Below are 16,458 nucleotides of genomic sequence, written 5' to 3'. Positions count from 1 at the left end.
AAATACAGGAGAGAGAAATGTCCAACAAACTAATTATTTTTGACACAACCCTAAGAGACGGTGAGCAATCACCCGGTGCGTCAATGACCAAAGACGAAAAAATACGCATCGCCAAAGTGCTAGAAAAAATGCGTGTAGATGTTATTGAAGCAGGTTTTGCCATTGCCTCACAAGGAGACTTTGAGGCTGTCCAAGCGGTTGCTAATACCATTAAAGATGCCACTATTTGTTCACTCGCAAGAGCATTGGACAAAGACATTGACCGTGCTGGCGAGGCACTAAAAGGTGCTAATTCATCACGCATTCATACCTTTATTGCTACCAGCAATATTCATATGCAAATGAAACTTAAGATGACACCTGATCAAGTGGTGGAACAGGCAGTTCGTGCAGTTCAACGCGCTAGAAATTGGACGGATGATATTGAGTTTTCACCTGAAGATGCAGGGCGTAGTGACGAAGATTTCCTTTGTCGTATTATTGAGGCAACAATTGATGCGGGTGCGACCACTATCAATATTCCTGATACTGTGGGCTACAATATGCCGCATCAATTTGGTGCCACTATTAAATCTTTGATTGAACGCATTCCAAATTCTGATAAAGCAATTTTCTCAGCCCATTGCCATAATGATTTGGGTCTAGCGGTGGCTAATTCTCTATCAGCGGTGCTAAATGGTGCTCGTCAAGTTGAATGCACCATTAACGGCTTGGGCGAGCGTGCAGGCAATAGTTCGCTTGAAGAGGTGGTTATGGCAGTGCGAACTCGTCAAGATATTTTTGATTGTGATACCAATATTGACGCTACGCAAATCCTCTCGGCTTCTCGTTTGGTTTCAAGTGTAACGGGTTTTATTGTGCAACCTAATAAAGCGATTGTTGGTGCTAATGCCTTTGCTCATGAAGCGGGTATTCATCAAGATGGTGTGCTTAAACACCGTGAGACTTACGAAATCATGCGGGCAGAAGATATTGGCTGGAATGCCAATAAACTGGTTATGGGTAAACATTCGGGTCGTAATGCCTTTAAAGTTAAAATGCAAGAACTTGGTGTTGAGTTTGAGAATAATGATATGCTCAATGCTACTTTTAAGAGTTTTAAAGAATTGGCAGACAAGAAGCATGAGATTTTTGACGAAGACCTACAAGCATTGGTTTCAGAATCTCAAAGCGAAGAATGTGAAAGTATTCAATTGGTATCGCTTAAAGTTTCCAGTGAAACAGACAAACAAAATTCAGCACAGGTTGTGCTTGTTATTGACGGTCAAGAAGTATCAGCCACCGCCAATACATCAGGTGCAGTAGATGCTACCTTTAGTGCCATTAATTCACTGGTAGGCGTAGATATGAATTTGCAACTATATTCGGTATCAAATGTAACGCAAGGCACAGATGCACTGGGTGAAGTTAATGTGCGTCTTGAGAGTGAGGGGCGTATTGTTAATGGACAAGGCGCAGATACCGATATTATTCTTGCTAGTGCTAAGGCTTACATCCATGGTTTGAATAAAATTTTAGTAGCCGTCGATAAGGCACATCCACAGATATGAATCAATTAGAGCGTGCTAATTATTTAGAGGCATTTGGTGTGCCAGCGTTTTTATACGCTGAGCGTGCTGAGGTAATAGAAGCCAGTGTGCAAAAAAAATGCGTGCAATGTTTGGTGATTGAAACGCCAAATGCACACTCTTTTTGTCAAACTGGTAAGATTCAAGATTTTTTATTTAAAATGTTGGGTGCTATTGGGCTAAAAAAATCGAATATTAAATGTGTTGATATTGAGGTTAGTGACTTAACTGATACACTGGGACAATATGACGCTAAAGTGGTGTTATTAATGAGTAAAGACTTGGTATTAGGTGCAAATAATCATTTTGTTATACATCATCCGAGCGATATTTTGACCAGTGATACGCTTAAACGAGAAGCATGGGAAGTGTTAAAAAAGGTGCAAGTATGTCTCAAATAGATTACAGTTTGTCGGGCTATGAACGCCCTAAATTGCAAACACCAAATGGTGAAACCAAGTTACTTATGCATTCTTGTTGTGCGCCTTGTGCTGGTGAGATTATGGAGGCTTTGGCAGTGTCAAAAATTGACACCACTATCTTTTTTTACAACCCAAATATTCACCCACAAGAAGAATATGAATTGCGTAAAGAGGAAAATATTCGCTTTGCTGAAAAACTTGGTATGCCGTTTATTGATGCAGATTATAACAAAGATGAATGGTTTGCAAGAATTAAAGGGCAGGAAGATGAGCCAGAGCGTGGCGCACGATGCACCACTTGTTTTGATATGCGTTTTGAGGTTACGGCAGAGTATGCCAAGGCACATGGTTTTGATTTAATTTCCTCTACTTTGGGTATTTCTCGTTGGAAAGATATGAATCAAATTAATGGTTGTGGCGGGCGTGCTGCTGATGTATTTGACGGTATTACTTATTGGGATTTTAATTGGCGTAAGCAAGGTGGTTCTTCCAGGATGTTGGAACTCTCAAAACAAGAAGAATTTTACCAACAAGAATATTGTGGCTGCGTTTATTCATTACGCGATACCAATAAATGGCGTGTGTCTCATGGACGAGAAAAAGTTGAAAGAGGGGTTAAATTTTATGCCGAAGCAATGAAAAGTTTGAGTAATGTTATTCCTAATAAGTAGTTATATTAAATAGAGGCTTTCTTATGGTAACAAAAAATATTTCATTAAATTCAGCATTATCTGAATTTCCTGATGTCATTCAAAAAGAGCTTCGTGATGCTCTTTCAAAAGGAGCGGTTATTCCTTCGGAGTTGGCACTCAGTTGGCTTAAGAAATTAGACATAGAAATTGGCTCTCTTATGATTAAATTATTGCCTATTGCAAAAGCATACGCCCGTGCACCAATTTCAAAATTCTATGTTGGTGCAGTGGCTTTAGGTATGCCTCCTTCTAGTCCAATTTCTGGTCCAGGTAATCTTTATTTGGGGCGAATATGGAGTTTCCTAATGAGGCACTCAGTCTGTGCGTTCATGGAGAGCAATCAGCAGTCAATCATGCATTAATTCAAGGTGAAACTGGTTTGCAATCACTTGCTATTAACGCTGCCCCTTGCGGTTATTGTCGGCAATTTCTTTATGAAATCACAACAGCAAAAACACTTAATATTTTACTTAAAAAAGACGAAGATCAGAAAAGTTGTGCCTATACAGAAAAACCTTTAAGTTATTATCTTCCAGATGCCTTTAAGCCTCAGAATTTTGATCAAAAAGAAAAAGGATTAATGGAGGCGGAGTTTCATCATTTATCTATAGCAAGTAAAGAGACTCTTGCTCAGGCAGCACTAGGTGGTGCAAATGCGAGTTACGCCCCCTATACGAAAGATTATTGTGGCGTTTCTCTGCTTGGGTTAAATAATCAAATTTATACTGGGTGTTACGCAGAGAATGTTGCTTACAACCCAAGTATGTCCCCAATTGAGTCTGCATTGGCATATATGAATATGAGTTTGCCTGCTCAAGCAAATTTAAATATTATCGCCGCTTCACTTGTTGAAGTGTCGAACTCTATTAGCCAAAAAGATGTTACAGAGGCGGTCTTGTCTTCAGTAGCACCCTCAATCAATCTTGAATATATTTCGGCTAAATAGTAATATTGTCAAAACATTTAATCTTGTTGATTACGACAATGACATACCTTTTTTTGTTAACATCATAATCAAAACTCTAGCGACGAGCCTTGTCCGTCTTGGGGTGCTAACTTAATAAATAGAGCAATAAGGCTTTTTGTGCGTGCAGGCGGTTTTCGGCTTCGTTCCAGACTAGGCTTTGCTTGCCGTCAATTACGCTGACACTGACTTCTTCTCCACGGTGGGCAGGCAGGCAGTGCATAAAAGCAGCATCGGATTTTGCGTGTAACATTAGCGCATCATTGACTTGGAAATCTTTAAAAGCAAGCGCTCGTTTCTTTTGTTCGTCTTCTTGCCCCATGCTTGCCCAAACATCCGTTACTATTAAATCGACAGCTTGGCAAGCCGATTGAGCGTCGGTGAATAAACGAACATGGCTGGCGTATTTTTCCATAAAACTTGGGTATGGCTGGTAGTTTTCGGGGGTGGCAATGTTGAGTGTGAAGTTAAACGCTTGTGCCGCTTGCATATAAGTATGGCACATATTGTTGCCATCGCCAATCCAAGCCACTGTTTTGCCCTGAATGTCGCCTTTGTGTTCTTTGTAAGTCATCATATCTGCCAACAGTTGGCAGGGGTGGGATTCATCGGATAGGGCGTTGATGATTGGCACATTGGCGTTTTGCGCAAAGGTGTTAATGTCTTGGTGTGAGGACACACGCATTAAGATTGCATCCACCATTGAGCCGATAACAATAGCGCTGTCAACGATGGCCTCGCCTCGCCCTAGCTGAATGTCCCTGTTTGATAAAAACAGGGCATGTCCGCCGAGCTGTGCCATACCTGCTTCAAAGGAAACACGAGTGCGTGTGGAGGATTTGTCAAAAATCATTGCCAGCGTTTTGTGCGCTAGGGTTTGGTTGATTTGTCCTGATTTATGTTGTTTTTTTAGGACGATTGCACTGTCAATAATTTGATTTAAATCCTTGCTTGACAAATCATCTAGATTAATAAAATGCTTCATACAACTCTCCTTCACTTATAGGATGCTTAGTAGTTCATCAAGGGTATTGATGATATTGTCCGCCTCAACTTGATTAATAATCAGCGGCGGTAATAGGCGTATAGAGCGCCCAGTGATATTAATTAGTAGTTTTTTCTTTAGGGCAGCGTTCAGTAATTCGGTACAATCTTGATTGAGTTGAATGGCAATCATCAAGCCTTTTGAGCGGATTTCAACGACTTTATTGGTAGTGAGTTTTGATTGCAAATTTGCAACCAAATACTCACCCATTTGCACAACATTGTCAAGGATTTTGTCTTTTTCGATGGTGTCAAGCACGCTGAGTGCAGTTTTGCAAGCCAATGGATTGCCACCAAAGGTTGAACCGTGTGTGCCAAGGGTAAACAGGGCAGCGGCCTTACCTTTTGCTAAGCACGCACCAATCGGCACGCCGTTGCCTAAGCCTTTGGCTAGAGTAAGCACATCGGGGGTAATGTCGTTGTATTGATAGGCAAATAGTTTGCCTGTGCGGCCAATGCCCGTTTGCACCTCGTCAAGGATTAGTAGCCAGTCGTTCGCCTGACAGATTGCCTGCACTTGATTTAGGTAATCATCCGCTGGCACAATCACGCCACTTTCGCCTTGGATGGGTTCAAGCATTATTGCTACAATGTTTTTATTGCTCGTGTGCGCTTTGATGGCGCTTATATCGTTAAAGTCAATGTGGATAAATTCGCTCACTAAAGGCGAAAAGCCTACTTGTACTTTTTCGTTGCCTGTGGCAGAAAGCGTCGCCATGGTGCGCCCGTGAAAACTTTGCTTGGCGCTTAAGATAACTGGATTATCAATATGGTTGGCGTGTGCGTGTAGGCGGGCGATTTTAATAGCCGCCTCGTTGGCCTCAGCGCCTGAGTTGGCAAAAAAAGCGTTGTCCATATTAGACAGATTGCAGAGTTTTTCGGCTAATACTTCTTGGTGCTGGATGTGATACCAGTTGCTGGTGTGTAATAATTCTGCCGCTTGTGTCTGTATGGCTTTGGTAATGCTGGGATGGCAATGACCCAAGCCAACTACACCAACGCCTGACAGCGCATCTAGATATTTATCACCTTTTGTGTCTGTCAAATAGCAACCTTCACCTTTGATAAAGGTAACTTCAAGTGGTGCATAATTTGACATTAAATAAGACATTGTGGTTTATCTCAAAAAAACAAAAAGCCCCAAAATGGGGCTTTTATTACCAATCAGATTTGATTATGATTGGTATTGTAAAGGCGGTGCCATTTGGTTGTCAATTTCGGCTAATTCTTTTTTGTAGCCTTCGTAGAAATGACCTGCTGGTGGATTAACCCACTCTTCATATGAAAAATCATTGGCTTCGTTATAGGCTGTAAAAGTTTTCTGTAATGCGATTCTTTTCATACTTAATTCATTGCTTTCTTTGCTGACTGCGTCCATACTGACACTCCTAAACTTGTAAAAAAGAAGTGATTATACCGAAAATTATGTTTTATGGCGTTTATTATTTGGCATACAATTTGATAAATACTTTACAACTTGTTTGATTTTATGGCACAATTAAATTGAAAATTTTTTCAAAATATAACAAGGAGCATTTATGCAATTAAGTATTTCTGGTCATCATCTTGACATTACCGACGCAATCAGACAACATTCAGAAGAAAAATTAGCTAAAATCAAACACCACTTTGATTATTTGATTAATATCAATATGATTTTAGAAGTTGAAAAGGATGTACAAACAGCAGAAGCAACTATTCACATCAGTGGTGCGGATTTATTCGCAAAAGCACAAAGTGATGATATGTATGTCTCAATTGACAAAATGGTCAACAAACTAGATGCACAAGTTAGAAAACACAAAGAGAAAATCAATAACCACAGAAAATAAACTCAATAGAGTGTTAAACAAATGATAGAAGTTAAACATACTTCTTTTGAAGAATGCCTCCAAAGATTAATGACATCTTTGGAGGCTTCTTTATATGAAGAAGCCACCTCTCAATTATCCGATTTACATACGGCTGAAATCGCTCGCCTATTAGAAGCTATTCCACCTAAGGATAGAGCGCAACTTTGGGCTAATATCGATACTGGTACTCAAGGCGATATTCTCAAAGATTTAAGCGAGAAAGTGCGTGCACAATTACTCAGTGAAATGGCTGTTGATTCAATCGTTGAGGCTTTAGAAGTCTTGGATATGGATGATTTAGCAGATATTGTGCCTGATTTGCCTGAGTCGGCACTGCACAATCTACTGTTAACTTTAGATTACAAGCACCGAGACCACCTCAAGCGTGTGCTCTCTTATCCTGAGGATTCTGCTGGCGGCTTGATGAATATTGATATCATTACTGTGCGTGATGATGTAACCGTGCGCACCGTGATCCGTTATCTGCGTTTGTTAAAAGAAATGCCGATTGATACCGACCAGGTGTTTGTGGTTGACCGTGCGTATAAATATCTAGGCTCAATTCACATTTCTACTTTATTGACAAATGAGGCAGAGCAGCATATTGCGCCACTTATTAACAAAAACTTGCACCCGATTGTGGCAGATATGCCTGAGAATGAAGTTGCCAATTTGTTTGAACGCCGTGATTTGATTTCTGCCCCTGTGGTGGATAAAAACAAGCAGTTGATTGGCCGTATTACCATTGACGATGTGGTCGATGTGATTCGTGATGAAGCCGAGCATTCAGTGATGTCAATGGCAGGCTTGGATGAAGAAGAAGATGTGTTTGCCCCTGTTATGCAGAGCACTAAACGCCGCAGTATTTGGTTAGGTGTTAATCTAATTACCGTCTTTATTGCGGTGTTTTTTATTGGTCTTTTTGAGGCAACTTTACAAGAAAAAATCGCCCTAGCTATCCTGATGCCAGTGGTCGCATCCATGGGCGGTATTGCTGGCACACAGACGCTTATTTTGGTAACACGCGGCATAGCAACAGGCAGGGTAACAACTTCTAATCTTAAGGTATTAATGAACAAAGAAGTGGCCATTGGCTTTTTAAATGGCATTGTTTGGTCTTTGGTTATCAGTGCAGCAACTTATGCTTGGTTCGCAGATTTCACACTCAGTTTGGTTATCGCATTGGCAGTTATTGTTAATCTAATCTTTGCCGCCTTTGCAGGGGCGATTTTGCCCTCGTTATTACATAAATTCAAAATCGACCCCGCACTCGCTGGCGGCGTTATTCTCACCACCATCACTGATGTGATTGGTTTTGTGGCCTTTCTCGGTTTGGCAACCTTAGTTTCCTAACACCTTAACAAATAAGTGAGAATGAATCAAGTTGAGTGATTTGGTTGAATATTACTGATTATCAACCGTCAATCCTGATGATTACGATGCGGTATTTTTCCCTGGCGGCCATGGTACGATGTTTGATTTGCCAAATAATTCTGATATTAACAACATCCTGCGAAAATTTTATAAAAACAATAAAATAATTGCCGCAGTTTGTCATGGTCCAGCCTGTTTTGTTGGTGCTACTTTAAAAAACAGACAATCGCTGCTTGCTGGACGGCGCATAACAGGATTCACAAACGAGGAGGAAATAGCTGCTGAGCAAGATAAAAATATGCCTTTTCTTTATAGAAGAGACCTTTGCATAAATAGGGATGATTAGCAAAATTCAATTTTTGCCAGATTGGTGATTTTCTTAAACCTTGTCCTAGCAGGACTAAGGCTGGGTTTAAAAAAATTGCCAAGCGGGTGAAAAGTGGATTTTTGATGATTATTCATATTTATGCAAAGGTCTCTAGAAGATGAATTGCTTAAAAATGGTGCAAATTATATTAAATTCAGCGAATGGTCTAACCATGTTGAGATTGATGATAATATTATTACAGGGTAAAATCCTCAATCCAGTAAAAGTGTCGCAGAGGCGATTATTAACAAACTAAACGCATAAACAAAAAATGAACAAATATAATTTAGTTAAGACCCATTGTCAATATAGGCATTCTCATTATTAAAAATCTTGAGTAGAAATATTGTTACCTTCTAACCAAATTCTAAATTTTTGTTGAATTTCTTTTAAAGTTTTTTCATCATTTGCTTCAAATCTAAGCACCAAGCAAGGCATGGTGTTGGAGGGACGAACCAAGCCCCAGCCGTTGTCATAATCCACTCGAACGCCGTCAATGGTGGTGATTTTTGCCTGGGGGAAATCGATGTTTTTGGCTAATTTGTCCATTGCATTGAATTGTTGCCCTTGCTCATCAAAGTGAATGTTAATCTCTGGTGTGTTGATGCTATCAGGCAAATCGGCAAAAACTTGGGCGCAGGTTTTATCAGTTTTTGAGAGGATTTCCAGTAGTCTAGCGCCTGTGTAAAGTGCATCGTCAAAGCCATACCAGCGTTCTTTGAAGAAAATATGCCCACTCATTTCGCCACCAAGTGCTGCGCCCGTTGCTTTTAATTTGGCTTTAATAAAACTGTGTCCTGTGCGTGACATAATCGCCTCGCCGCCATGCTCAATGATGTCTTTTGGCAATTGAGAAGAGCATTTAACATCAAATACGATTTTAGCGCCAGCGTTGCGTTTGAGGATGTCACGGGCGTATAAAATCATCTGTCTATCTGCCCAAATTACCCCGCCTTTGTTGTCAATCAGACCCAATCTATCGCCATCGCCATCAAAGGCGAAGCCCATATCTGCACCTGTATTTTTGACCTCTTTGATAATGTCTTCAAGGTTATGGAGTTTAGAGGGGTCGGGATGATGATTGGGAAAATTACCATCCACTAGGCAAAACAACTTAGTTACTTTAGCACCGAGTTGCTCAAATAATTTTGGCGCAATATTGCCCGCAACGCCATTTCCCGCATCCACCACAATATGCAGCGGTTTTTCTAATTTAATATCAGAGGCAATACGCTCAATATAATCATCCTCAATATCCACCCTTGTCGAAGTGCCATGACCTGAGCAAAAATCGTTATTTTGAATGCGTTGATACAGTGCCTCAATACGCTCGCCCGATAGCGTCTCGCCCGCAATCATAATCTTAAAGCCGTTATACTCAGGCGGATTGTGCGAGCCTGTAATCATTACCCCAGAAGTGGCTGCTTTTGTGTAAGTGGCGTAATACACCAGCGGCGTAGGCACCATACCAATATCCACCACATGGCAGCCACTTTTTTTCAGCCCTGATTTTAATGCCTGCATTAATTCAATCCCACTCAGGCGCCCATCACGCCCCACTACCACGCCGCGCTCGCCTTTGGCAATTGATTCACTGCCAATCGCTTGACCAATAAGTTCGACAATTTCAGGTGTGAGTTCATCCTTGACAATACCCCGAATATCGTAGGCCTTAAAGATTGATTTTGAAAGTGGCATACTGATAAAATATTAAAAAAACAATCGCTTATTTTAATGAAAGAAAAGTTTGAAGTTATTGAAATTGAAAACCAGATGATGAAATTGAAGGTTAATCGTTCGTCAGGCTGCCACAGTTGTTCTGCGAGTAGTGGATGTGGCACGGGGATACTTGCGAATTATTTTGATCATTATTCTGTGTTTAATAAGCCATTAAAAAATGGCGTGGAAATTGGTGATTTTGTTACTTTAGAGATTTCATCAAACGCATTGTTTTATCGTGCTTTTCAGCTTTATATGCTACCATTGTTGTCATTATTTGCAGGTGGAATGCTGGGTGCTGCTTTGTATCCAAGCCATGAAATAGGACAAATTGTGTTTGCTTTTATGGGTTTTTTTGTTTCACTATCCTTAACAAAATATTTTGTAAAGTAGGCTTTTAAAGAGATGTAATTTTGGGATAATTAGTGTATTTTTTATAAATGAATTCTGCCGATTATGCCAACTCAAGATACTGATCCTCTAGAAACCCAAGAATGGCTAGAAGCCTTTAAATCTGTTGCCCGTGTTGAGGGCGATGACCGTGCTAAATTTTTATTAAACCAACTGATGGACATGGCACATCGCGAGGGTATGGATTTGCCGACGGGCGTTAACACCTCTTATCTTAATAGTATTGCCAAGGAAAAAGAAGTAGCAATGGATATTAGCGTAGGTATTGAGACAAGAATCTCTGCCATTGTCCGTTGGAACGCAATGGTGATGGTGGTAAAAGCCAATCAACTGCCGTATGATTTAGGCGGGCATATTGCTTCATTTGCCTCCAGTGCTACTTTGTATGAGGTAGGTTTTAACCATTTTTATCGGGGGCCTGATGCCGATCAGGGTGCAGACTTGATTTTCTTTCAAGGGCATATTTCACCTGGTATTTATTCGCGTGCTTTTTTAGAAGGGCGCATTACCGAGGCACAAATGTTGTTGTTTCGCCAAGAGGCAGGCAAGGACGGGCTTAGCTCGTATCCACACCCTTGGCTAATGCCAGATTTTTGGCAGTTTCCAACTGTTTCAATGGGTCTAGGACCCATCATGGCAATTTATCAAGCACGATTTATGAAATATCTGCATCACCGTGATATTCAGTCAACTGATAAACGCACGGTTTGGGCGTATTTGGGCGACGGTGAAATGGATGAGCCGGAATCCTTAGGTGCTATTTCTGTGGCGGGGCGTGAGAAATTAGACAACTTAATTTTTGTGATTAATTGCAACCTTCAGCGCCTAGATGGCCCCGTGCGTGGTAACGGTAAGATTATTCAAGAGTTGGAGGGTATGTTTCGTGGCGCAGGCTGGAATGTGCTTAAAGTGATTTGGGGTGGTGAGTGGGACAAGTTGCTCGCCAAAGACAGTAGGGGATTACTGAAAAAACGCATGGAAGAAGTGGTGGACGGTGAATATCAAGCCTATAAAGCCAAAGATGGTGCGTATGTGCGTAAGCATTTTTTTGGTAAATATCCAGAATTACTTGCCATGGTTGAACATTTAAGTGATGAAGAGATTTATCGCCTTAATCGTGGCGGTCATGACCCTTTTAAAGTATTCCAAGCCTACCACGCTGCTAAAGCGTGCAGCGACAAGCCAACGGTTATTTTGGCTAAAACGGTTAAAGGTTACGGCATGGGCGAGGCGGGAGAAGGTCAAAATACCACACATTCGCAGAAAAAACTCGGACTTGAACAGGTAGAAAAATTTGCCAAACGATTTGACATTCCTGTTACCGAAGAAGATGTCAGGCAACTTAATTTTTATAAACCAGCCGATGACAGCGAAGAAATGATTTATATGAACGCCCAACGCCAAAAATTAGGTGGCTCATTGCCTGTACGTTCGTTTCAACTAGAGACCTTAAAGGTGCCAGAATTAGAAGTTTTCAAAGCCTTATTGGACGCCAGTGGTGAGCGGGAATTGTCAACCACTATGGCACTTAATCGTATTATGTCATTATTGGTGCGTGACAAGCAACTCGGCCCTAAAATCGTGCCCATTATCCCTGATGAGGCACGCACTTTTGGCATGGAGGGCTTGTTTAGGCAGTTGGGTATTTATTCCGCTTCGGGGCAGCTTTATCAGCCAGAAGATTCTGACAAAATGATGTGGTATAAGGAAGACAAGAAAGGTCAAGTATTACAAGAGGGTATTAACGAAGCGGGCGCAATTTCTGATTGGATTGCCGCAGCCACGGCTTATGCCACGCACAACACCACTATGATTCCGTTTTATATTTATTACTCTAAGTTTGGGTTTCAGCGGGTGGGTGATTTGGCATGGGCAGCGGGCGATATGCAGGCCAAAGGTTTCTTAATCGGTGGCACGGCAGGGCGCACCACGCTAAATGGCGAGGGCTTGCAACACCAAGACGGCGATTCGCATTTGGTTGCCAACACCATTCCAAACTGTATTTCTTATGACCCAACTTATGCGTATGAGTTGGCAGTGATTGTTCGTAGTGGACTGGTCAGAATGTATGAAAATCATGAAAATATTTTCTACTACATCACCACCATGAACGAGCTTTACACGCATCCAGAAATACCCAAAGGCGTAGAAAAAGGTATTATCAAGGGCATTTACCCGCTAAAAGAAGTCGGTACAGGTGTTAAGCAAGTGCAGTTGATGGGCTGTGGCACTATTCTCAGAGAAGTCGAAAGAGCCGCACAAATGCTGGCAGAGGACTGGGGAGTGAAATCTAGCATTTGGTCGGTTACCAGTTTTAATGAACTAACTCGTGAAGCGCAGGCGATTGATAGGGAGAATAGATTCAGCGCAGAGCCGCCCAAAGTGCCTTATATCACCCAATGCCTAGCAGGAACAAAAGGCCCTGTAATTGCTACCACCGACTATATGCGTAATTACGCCGAACAAGTGCGTAAATACATCCCCAATCGCTACGAAGTTCTAGGTACAGACGGTTTTGGTCGTTCAGATTCACGGGCTGCCCTTAGAGATTTCTTTGAAGTTGATGCTAATTATGTGACAATTGCCACGCTTAAAGCCTTAGTTGATGAAGGACAAATGGACGCATCCATCGTTATCGATGCAATTAAAAAATATGGTGTCGATATAGAGAAGTCAAATCCAATGACGGTATAACAAGGTGGAAAAATGACACAAGAAGTATATTTAGAAGAACTTAGATCAGGTGCAGCAATGAAGTTTGCAGACTTAATGGAGTTAATTGAAGATAACTTCGACCATACGCCAGCATCATTCATTAATGGCACGCTTGAAAATTCTGAGAATGAGAACCAAGGGAGTGCTAAATTATTTGGCTTTGCCATTATCCATCAATTAACTCCTTTGGAAACACTACACTGCTTTGGCGAACACTACCAAGCCGTTCTTAACGACCCTCAAGGCACTGCACACCAAAATATCCGCAATTTTATTACTTACGGCTGGAAAGGTTTACAGTTTAAATCCTCAGCACTTGTTAAGAAATAAAACAATCCTATTTCGAGGCCTTTGCCCCATATTCGTAATAGCCTAAACCAGTTAACACAAGGACGATGCCACCAACCTGCATTAACGAAAGGGTTTCGTTGTTAAATAACGACCCCAATAGCAAAGCAAAAACAGGGGTTATCAGTGGCACAATGCCCACCACCCTCACGCTAGCGTGCTTGATTAAATAGTAATAAGACATAAAGCCAACGACCGAGCCAAATGTAGATAAATAACCTATAGAGAGCACGCCTTTAAGGGTGATTTCAGGCACCGAACCTTCACTGAAAAGCCACATAATAACAAATAAAGGAGTGCTAAACAACAAGGCACCTGTGGTGGTTTCTAATACTGAAATTTGGGCGTTGATTTGTTTGAGTTTGACCGATATAAACGCCTGAAAAGTCATGCCCAAGGTAACTGCTAAAAGCCCACGAACAAGGTCTGTTGATTCCACTAAAGAATGAGAAAAAATAACAATCAATCCACTCAAACCTAACAGCAAACCAATCATTTTGTTAAAACCAAAAAATTTATCTCTCAGCAATATTAGTGCAAATACCCCAGTTACAATAGGCGTTAAACCAAATATTATAGAGATAACACCAGAGGTCAGATTTTGTGAAGCATAATAAATCAAACTCATAGTAACAAATACACCCAAACCAGCATACCAATAGTTCCACAAACTTAACGGCGTTAAGGTGAGTTTTTGCTTTTTTATTAGCAGTAGCAATAAACAAATACTAAGCCCAAGCACCATTCTTGCGGCAACACCAAAACTATGACTGCTACCAAGCGTTGACCAAACAATTGCAAGTGGGGTAGTTGACCAAATAGCAACAACGGATAAAAAAACCAGTGTTATTGGCATTGTTACATTAAAAAGATTAGATTTTGCTCAAACAGTTGTTTAGCGAGTTCTGAACAATGTAATGAATCAACACGCCGTTTGTTACAAAAATCCATCAAATCCCCTTTATCAACCCCTTTAAACTCAACTTCCTCCCCATTCACAAACATCCGAACCGCATTATTTTCTTGCAAATAAGCAATCTTACATACAGAATAAAGTTGATAACGACCGCACACATCAAAGTCTTCATCTTGATTTTCATACTCAAATAATTGCAAAGTCTGCACATCCATCGCATCCAACTTTGTTACAAATTGGGCAAACTGCACACTGTCAATATCCAGCAAAATTTGTGCTTGCCGAATAGCACTATCAGGAATCAATGCAGGCTGCCCGATATCACGCCACTGCGGATCTTGGTAATAATCGGTTTTCATCCCATCAGGACAAGGCCTGTCCATAAATTCAAACAATTCACACGCCCCATAAGCCCGATATCCAAAAGACAGCGTTGTGCAATCTTCATCCAAACTCACGCCATGATGCGCCACTTTTGGTGGTACATAAAGCACATCTCCCGGCTCAACAACAAACACCTGCTCTGCTTCAAATTTATCCATAATTCTCAACGGAACTCCTGCCAAATAATTCCCCATCTCACAATTTTTTGCACTCAAATGCCAACGCCTTTTTCCCGTTCCTTGCAATAAAAATACATCATAATAATCAAAATGTGGCCCCACACCCCCACCTGTTGTAGCATAAGAAATCATCACATCATCAAAACGCCACCGAGGAATAAAATCAAAGTGCGAGACCAAATCACCCACCTCATCAATATACCTGTCCACTCCTTGCACCAACAGTGTCCAATCTCGGGCTGGCATATTCAAAAAATCCTGCTCCGTAAAAGCTCCATTACGCAATGACCACGCCGCCCCCGCACAACCTGTAATTAGTCGAGATTCAAACACCTCTTCAAGTGCCAGTCCAGCCAACTCATCGGATGTAATCGGAGAAATAAAATCAGGCAAAGCCTGTTTAATTAACAAGGGTTTTTTTTGCCAATATTCTTGCAAAAATTGCTGTTGAGATATTTTTTCAAAATGTATCACTAGTAATAAGCAAAGTTTATGTCAACAGACCGAAATACGACTTAAAACTTATCAATAATCTTAGAAAGCGTCAAAAAGAATCCCATTATTGCAAACAAAGACCACATATTTCTATTTAACGCCTTCTGAATAGAATGTTCCACCTTCTCAGCAAGTAGCTCAAACTTCGCCTCAAGCGCCACAAACTTTCTGTCAAACTTCCCCTCAAGCGCCACCACACTGTGCGTAACCTCATTCAGCTTCAAATCCAAATGATTAATATGGTTATACTGCGATTTCAACAGCAAAGTATTAATATCATCCTGAGAAAGTCCCTTACCCTGAGAAAAATTCTCCTCAATCTCCTTAACCTTAGGCGTAATCATCTCAATTAACATATCATCCACTTTCGTCTTATCCATCTCACTCACCCTACACACAAAAAAAAATCCAATTTTAACACAAAACCCCCACTAAACAAAAAACCCAGTAAAGCATTGCCCCCGCGCTTCTATAAGTAGGTAAGGGTTTGTAACCCTTCCTTTTCCCGTCAATTTTTGTAAGTAAGGAGAAGCTTACAACCCTAGGAAGGGTTACAAACCCTTCCCTACTTTGTACTATTGTCCTTGAAAATGTTACAGATGCTATATCAGTCTTTGGTTATTATCTGGCAAATACTCTCGTTTCCACGAATAGAATAAAAAAACCACATAAATATTTATTTTTATGGAGACCTTTGCATAAATAGGGATGATTAGCAAAATTCAATTTTTGCCAGATTGGTGATTTTATTAAACCTTGTCCTAGCAGGGCTAAGGCTGGGTGTAAAAAATTGCCAAGCGGGTGAAAAGTGGATTTTTGATGATTATTCATATTTATGCAAAGGTCTCTTATGGAATAAAACAGCATTTATGAATACTTAAATTCGCACATTAAGTGCAATTTCTCCTAAGCCGTTAATAAATCAACAGCCTTTCCTAAAAATAACTCAACTGGTTGTTTCACACCTCGTGTTTTTCGAGGTCTTGTGTTGAGTCGCTTCATGACAA

The 16,458-nt window shown here is 40.9% G+C and carries 18 protein-coding genes and 1 pseudogene; 11 read left to right on the top strand and 8 right to left on the bottom strand.

Features of this window, described 5'->3' with window-relative positions; genetic code table 11:
- The first annotated feature begins 17 nt into the window (after positions 1-17).
- From CRYPD_RS02990 to cdd, 5 genes are read left to right on the top strand one after another with little or no spacing between them, the layout of a single operon-like run.
- Positions 18-1,550 (top strand): 2-isopropylmalate synthase, encoded by a 1,533-nt coding sequence (locus CRYPD_RS02990; RefSeq protein ID WP_138146091.1) that lies wholly within the window; start codon positions 18-20, stop codon positions 1,548-1,550.
- Positions 1,547-1,969 carry a hypothetical protein gene (locus tag CRYPD_RS02985; protein ID WP_138146090.1) on the top strand — a complete coding sequence of 141 codons (423 nt, stop codon included), beginning with the start codon at positions 1,547-1,549 and terminating at the stop codon, positions 1,967-1,969. Before CRYPD_RS02990 ends, CRYPD_RS02985 begins: the two co-directional genes overlap by 4 nt.
- Positions 1,957-2,661: an epoxyqueuosine reductase QueH gene (locus tag CRYPD_RS02980; RefSeq protein ID WP_138146089.1), complete on the top strand. Its 705-nt coding sequence runs from the start codon at positions 1,957-1,959 to the stop codon at positions 2,659-2,661. Before CRYPD_RS02985 ends, CRYPD_RS02980 begins: the two co-directional genes overlap by 13 nt.
- A 23-nt stretch (positions 2,662-2,684) precedes the next feature.
- Positions 2,685-3,044: a hypothetical protein gene (locus tag CRYPD_RS02975; RefSeq protein ID WP_138146088.1), complete on the top strand. Its 360-nt coding sequence runs from the start codon at positions 2,685-2,687 to the stop codon at positions 3,042-3,044.
- Positions 2,975-3,628, top strand: coding sequence for a cytidine deaminase (cdd, locus tag CRYPD_RS02970; protein ID WP_138146087.1), 654 nt, complete (start codon positions 2,975-2,977; stop codon positions 3,626-3,628). The genes CRYPD_RS02975 and cdd overlap by 70 nt, the downstream gene beginning before the upstream one ends.
- Positions 3,629-3,734: 106 nt before the next feature.
- Here cdd and argF read toward each other — a convergent pair whose 3' ends face one another.
- From argF to CRYPD_RS02955, 3 genes are all read right to left on the bottom strand, one after another.
- On the bottom strand, positions 3,735-4,631 hold the full coding sequence (gene argF / locus CRYPD_RS02965) for an ornithine carbamoyltransferase (protein WP_138146086.1): 897 nt from the start codon (positions 4,629-4,631) through the stop codon (positions 3,735-3,737).
- 15 nt (positions 4,632-4,646) lie between these two features.
- Positions 4,647-5,801 carry an aspartate aminotransferase family protein gene (locus CRYPD_RS02960; RefSeq protein ID WP_138146085.1) on the bottom strand — a complete coding sequence of 385 codons (1,155 nt, stop codon included), beginning with the start codon at positions 5,799-5,801 and terminating at the stop codon, positions 4,647-4,649.
- 63 nt (positions 5,802-5,864) lie between these two features.
- The gene (locus CRYPD_RS02955; protein WP_138146084.1) at positions 5,865-6,068 is read right to left on the bottom strand and encodes a hypothetical protein; all 204 of its coding nucleotides are present in this window, start codon (positions 6,066-6,068) and stop codon (positions 5,865-5,867) included.
- A 160-nt stretch (positions 6,069-6,228) separates the two neighbouring features.
- Between CRYPD_RS02955 and hpf the strand changes: the two genes are divergently transcribed.
- The 3 genes and pseudogenes from hpf to CRYPD_RS02940 form a co-directional block, all read left to right on the top strand.
- On the top strand, positions 6,229-6,522 hold the full coding sequence (gene hpf / locus CRYPD_RS02950; protein ID WP_138146083.1) for a ribosome hibernation-promoting factor, HPF/YfiA family: 294 nt from the start codon (positions 6,229-6,231) through the stop codon (positions 6,520-6,522).
- 21 nt (positions 6,523-6,543) lie between these two features.
- On the top strand, positions 6,544-7,896 hold the full coding sequence (gene mgtE / locus CRYPD_RS02945) for a magnesium transporter (RefSeq protein WP_138146082.1): 1,353 nt from the start codon (positions 6,544-6,546) through the stop codon (positions 7,894-7,896).
- A gap of 73 nt (positions 7,897-7,969) precedes the next feature.
- Positions 7,970-8,263, top strand: a pseudogene (locus tag CRYPD_RS02940) (type 1 glutamine amidotransferase domain-containing protein); the annotation flags it as partial.
- A 345-nt stretch (positions 8,264-8,608) separates the two neighbouring features.
- On the opposite strand, the gene CRYPD_RS02935 reads toward CRYPD_RS02940, so the two are convergent.
- The gene (locus CRYPD_RS02935; protein ID WP_138146081.1) at positions 8,609-9,982 is read right to left on the bottom strand and encodes a phosphomannomutase/phosphoglucomutase; all 1,374 of its coding nucleotides are present in this window, start codon (positions 9,980-9,982) and stop codon (positions 8,609-8,611) included.
- Positions 9,983-10,018: 36 nt separating this feature from the next.
- On the opposite strand from CRYPD_RS02935, the gene CRYPD_RS02930 reads away from it, so the two are divergent.
- The 3 genes from CRYPD_RS02930 to CRYPD_RS02920 all read left to right on the top strand — a co-directional run bounded on the left by CRYPD_RS02930 (position 10,019) and on the right by CRYPD_RS02920 (position 13,459).
- Positions 10,019-10,396, top strand: coding sequence for a SoxR reducing system RseC family protein (locus CRYPD_RS02930; RefSeq protein WP_138146080.1), 378 nt, complete (start codon positions 10,019-10,021; stop codon positions 10,394-10,396).
- A gap of 63 nt (positions 10,397-10,459) precedes the next feature.
- Positions 10,460-13,108: a pyruvate dehydrogenase (acetyl-transferring), homodimeric type gene (gene aceE, locus CRYPD_RS02925; RefSeq protein WP_138146079.1), complete on the top strand. Its 2,649-nt coding sequence runs from the start codon at positions 10,460-10,462 to the stop codon at positions 13,106-13,108.
- A gap of 12 nt (positions 13,109-13,120) precedes the next feature.
- Complete coding sequence (locus tag CRYPD_RS02920) at positions 13,121-13,459, top strand: HopJ type III effector protein (protein ID WP_138146078.1); 339 nt, start codon at positions 13,121-13,123, stop codon at positions 13,457-13,459.
- A gap of 7 nt (positions 13,460-13,466) precedes the next feature.
- Here the strand turns inward: CRYPD_RS02920 and CRYPD_RS02915 are convergent, their stop codons facing one another.
- The 4 genes from CRYPD_RS02915 to CRYPD_RS02900 all read right to left on the bottom strand — a co-directional run bounded on the left by CRYPD_RS02915 (position 13,467) and on the right by CRYPD_RS02900 (position 16,282).
- The gene (locus CRYPD_RS02915; RefSeq protein ID WP_138146077.1) at positions 13,467-14,333 is read right to left on the bottom strand and encodes a DMT family transporter; all 867 of its coding nucleotides are present in this window, start codon (positions 14,331-14,333) and stop codon (positions 13,467-13,469) included.
- Positions 14,334-14,335: 2 nt separating this feature from the next.
- Positions 14,336-15,430 carry a cupin domain-containing protein gene (locus CRYPD_RS02910; protein WP_138146076.1) on the bottom strand — a complete coding sequence of 365 codons (1,095 nt, stop codon included), beginning with the start codon at positions 15,428-15,430 and terminating at the stop codon, positions 14,336-14,338.
- A 41-nt stretch (positions 15,431-15,471) separates the two neighbouring features.
- Complete coding sequence (locus tag CRYPD_RS02905; protein WP_138146075.1) at positions 15,472-15,831, bottom strand: hypothetical protein; 360 nt, start codon at positions 15,829-15,831, stop codon at positions 15,472-15,474.
- A gap of 241 nt (positions 15,832-16,072) precedes the next feature.
- Positions 16,073-16,282: a hypothetical protein gene (locus CRYPD_RS02900; protein ID WP_138146074.1), complete on the bottom strand. Its 210-nt coding sequence runs from the start codon at positions 16,280-16,282 to the stop codon at positions 16,073-16,075.
- Positions 16,283-16,458 lie beyond the last annotated feature (176 nt).

It is taken from the genome of Bathymodiolus heckerae thiotrophic gill symbiont, assembly GCF_900180345.1.
GTDB lineage: Bacteria > Pseudomonadota > Gammaproteobacteria > PS1 > Pseudothioglobaceae > Thiodubiliella.
This window is presented reverse-complemented; position numbering and strand designations above follow the sequence as displayed.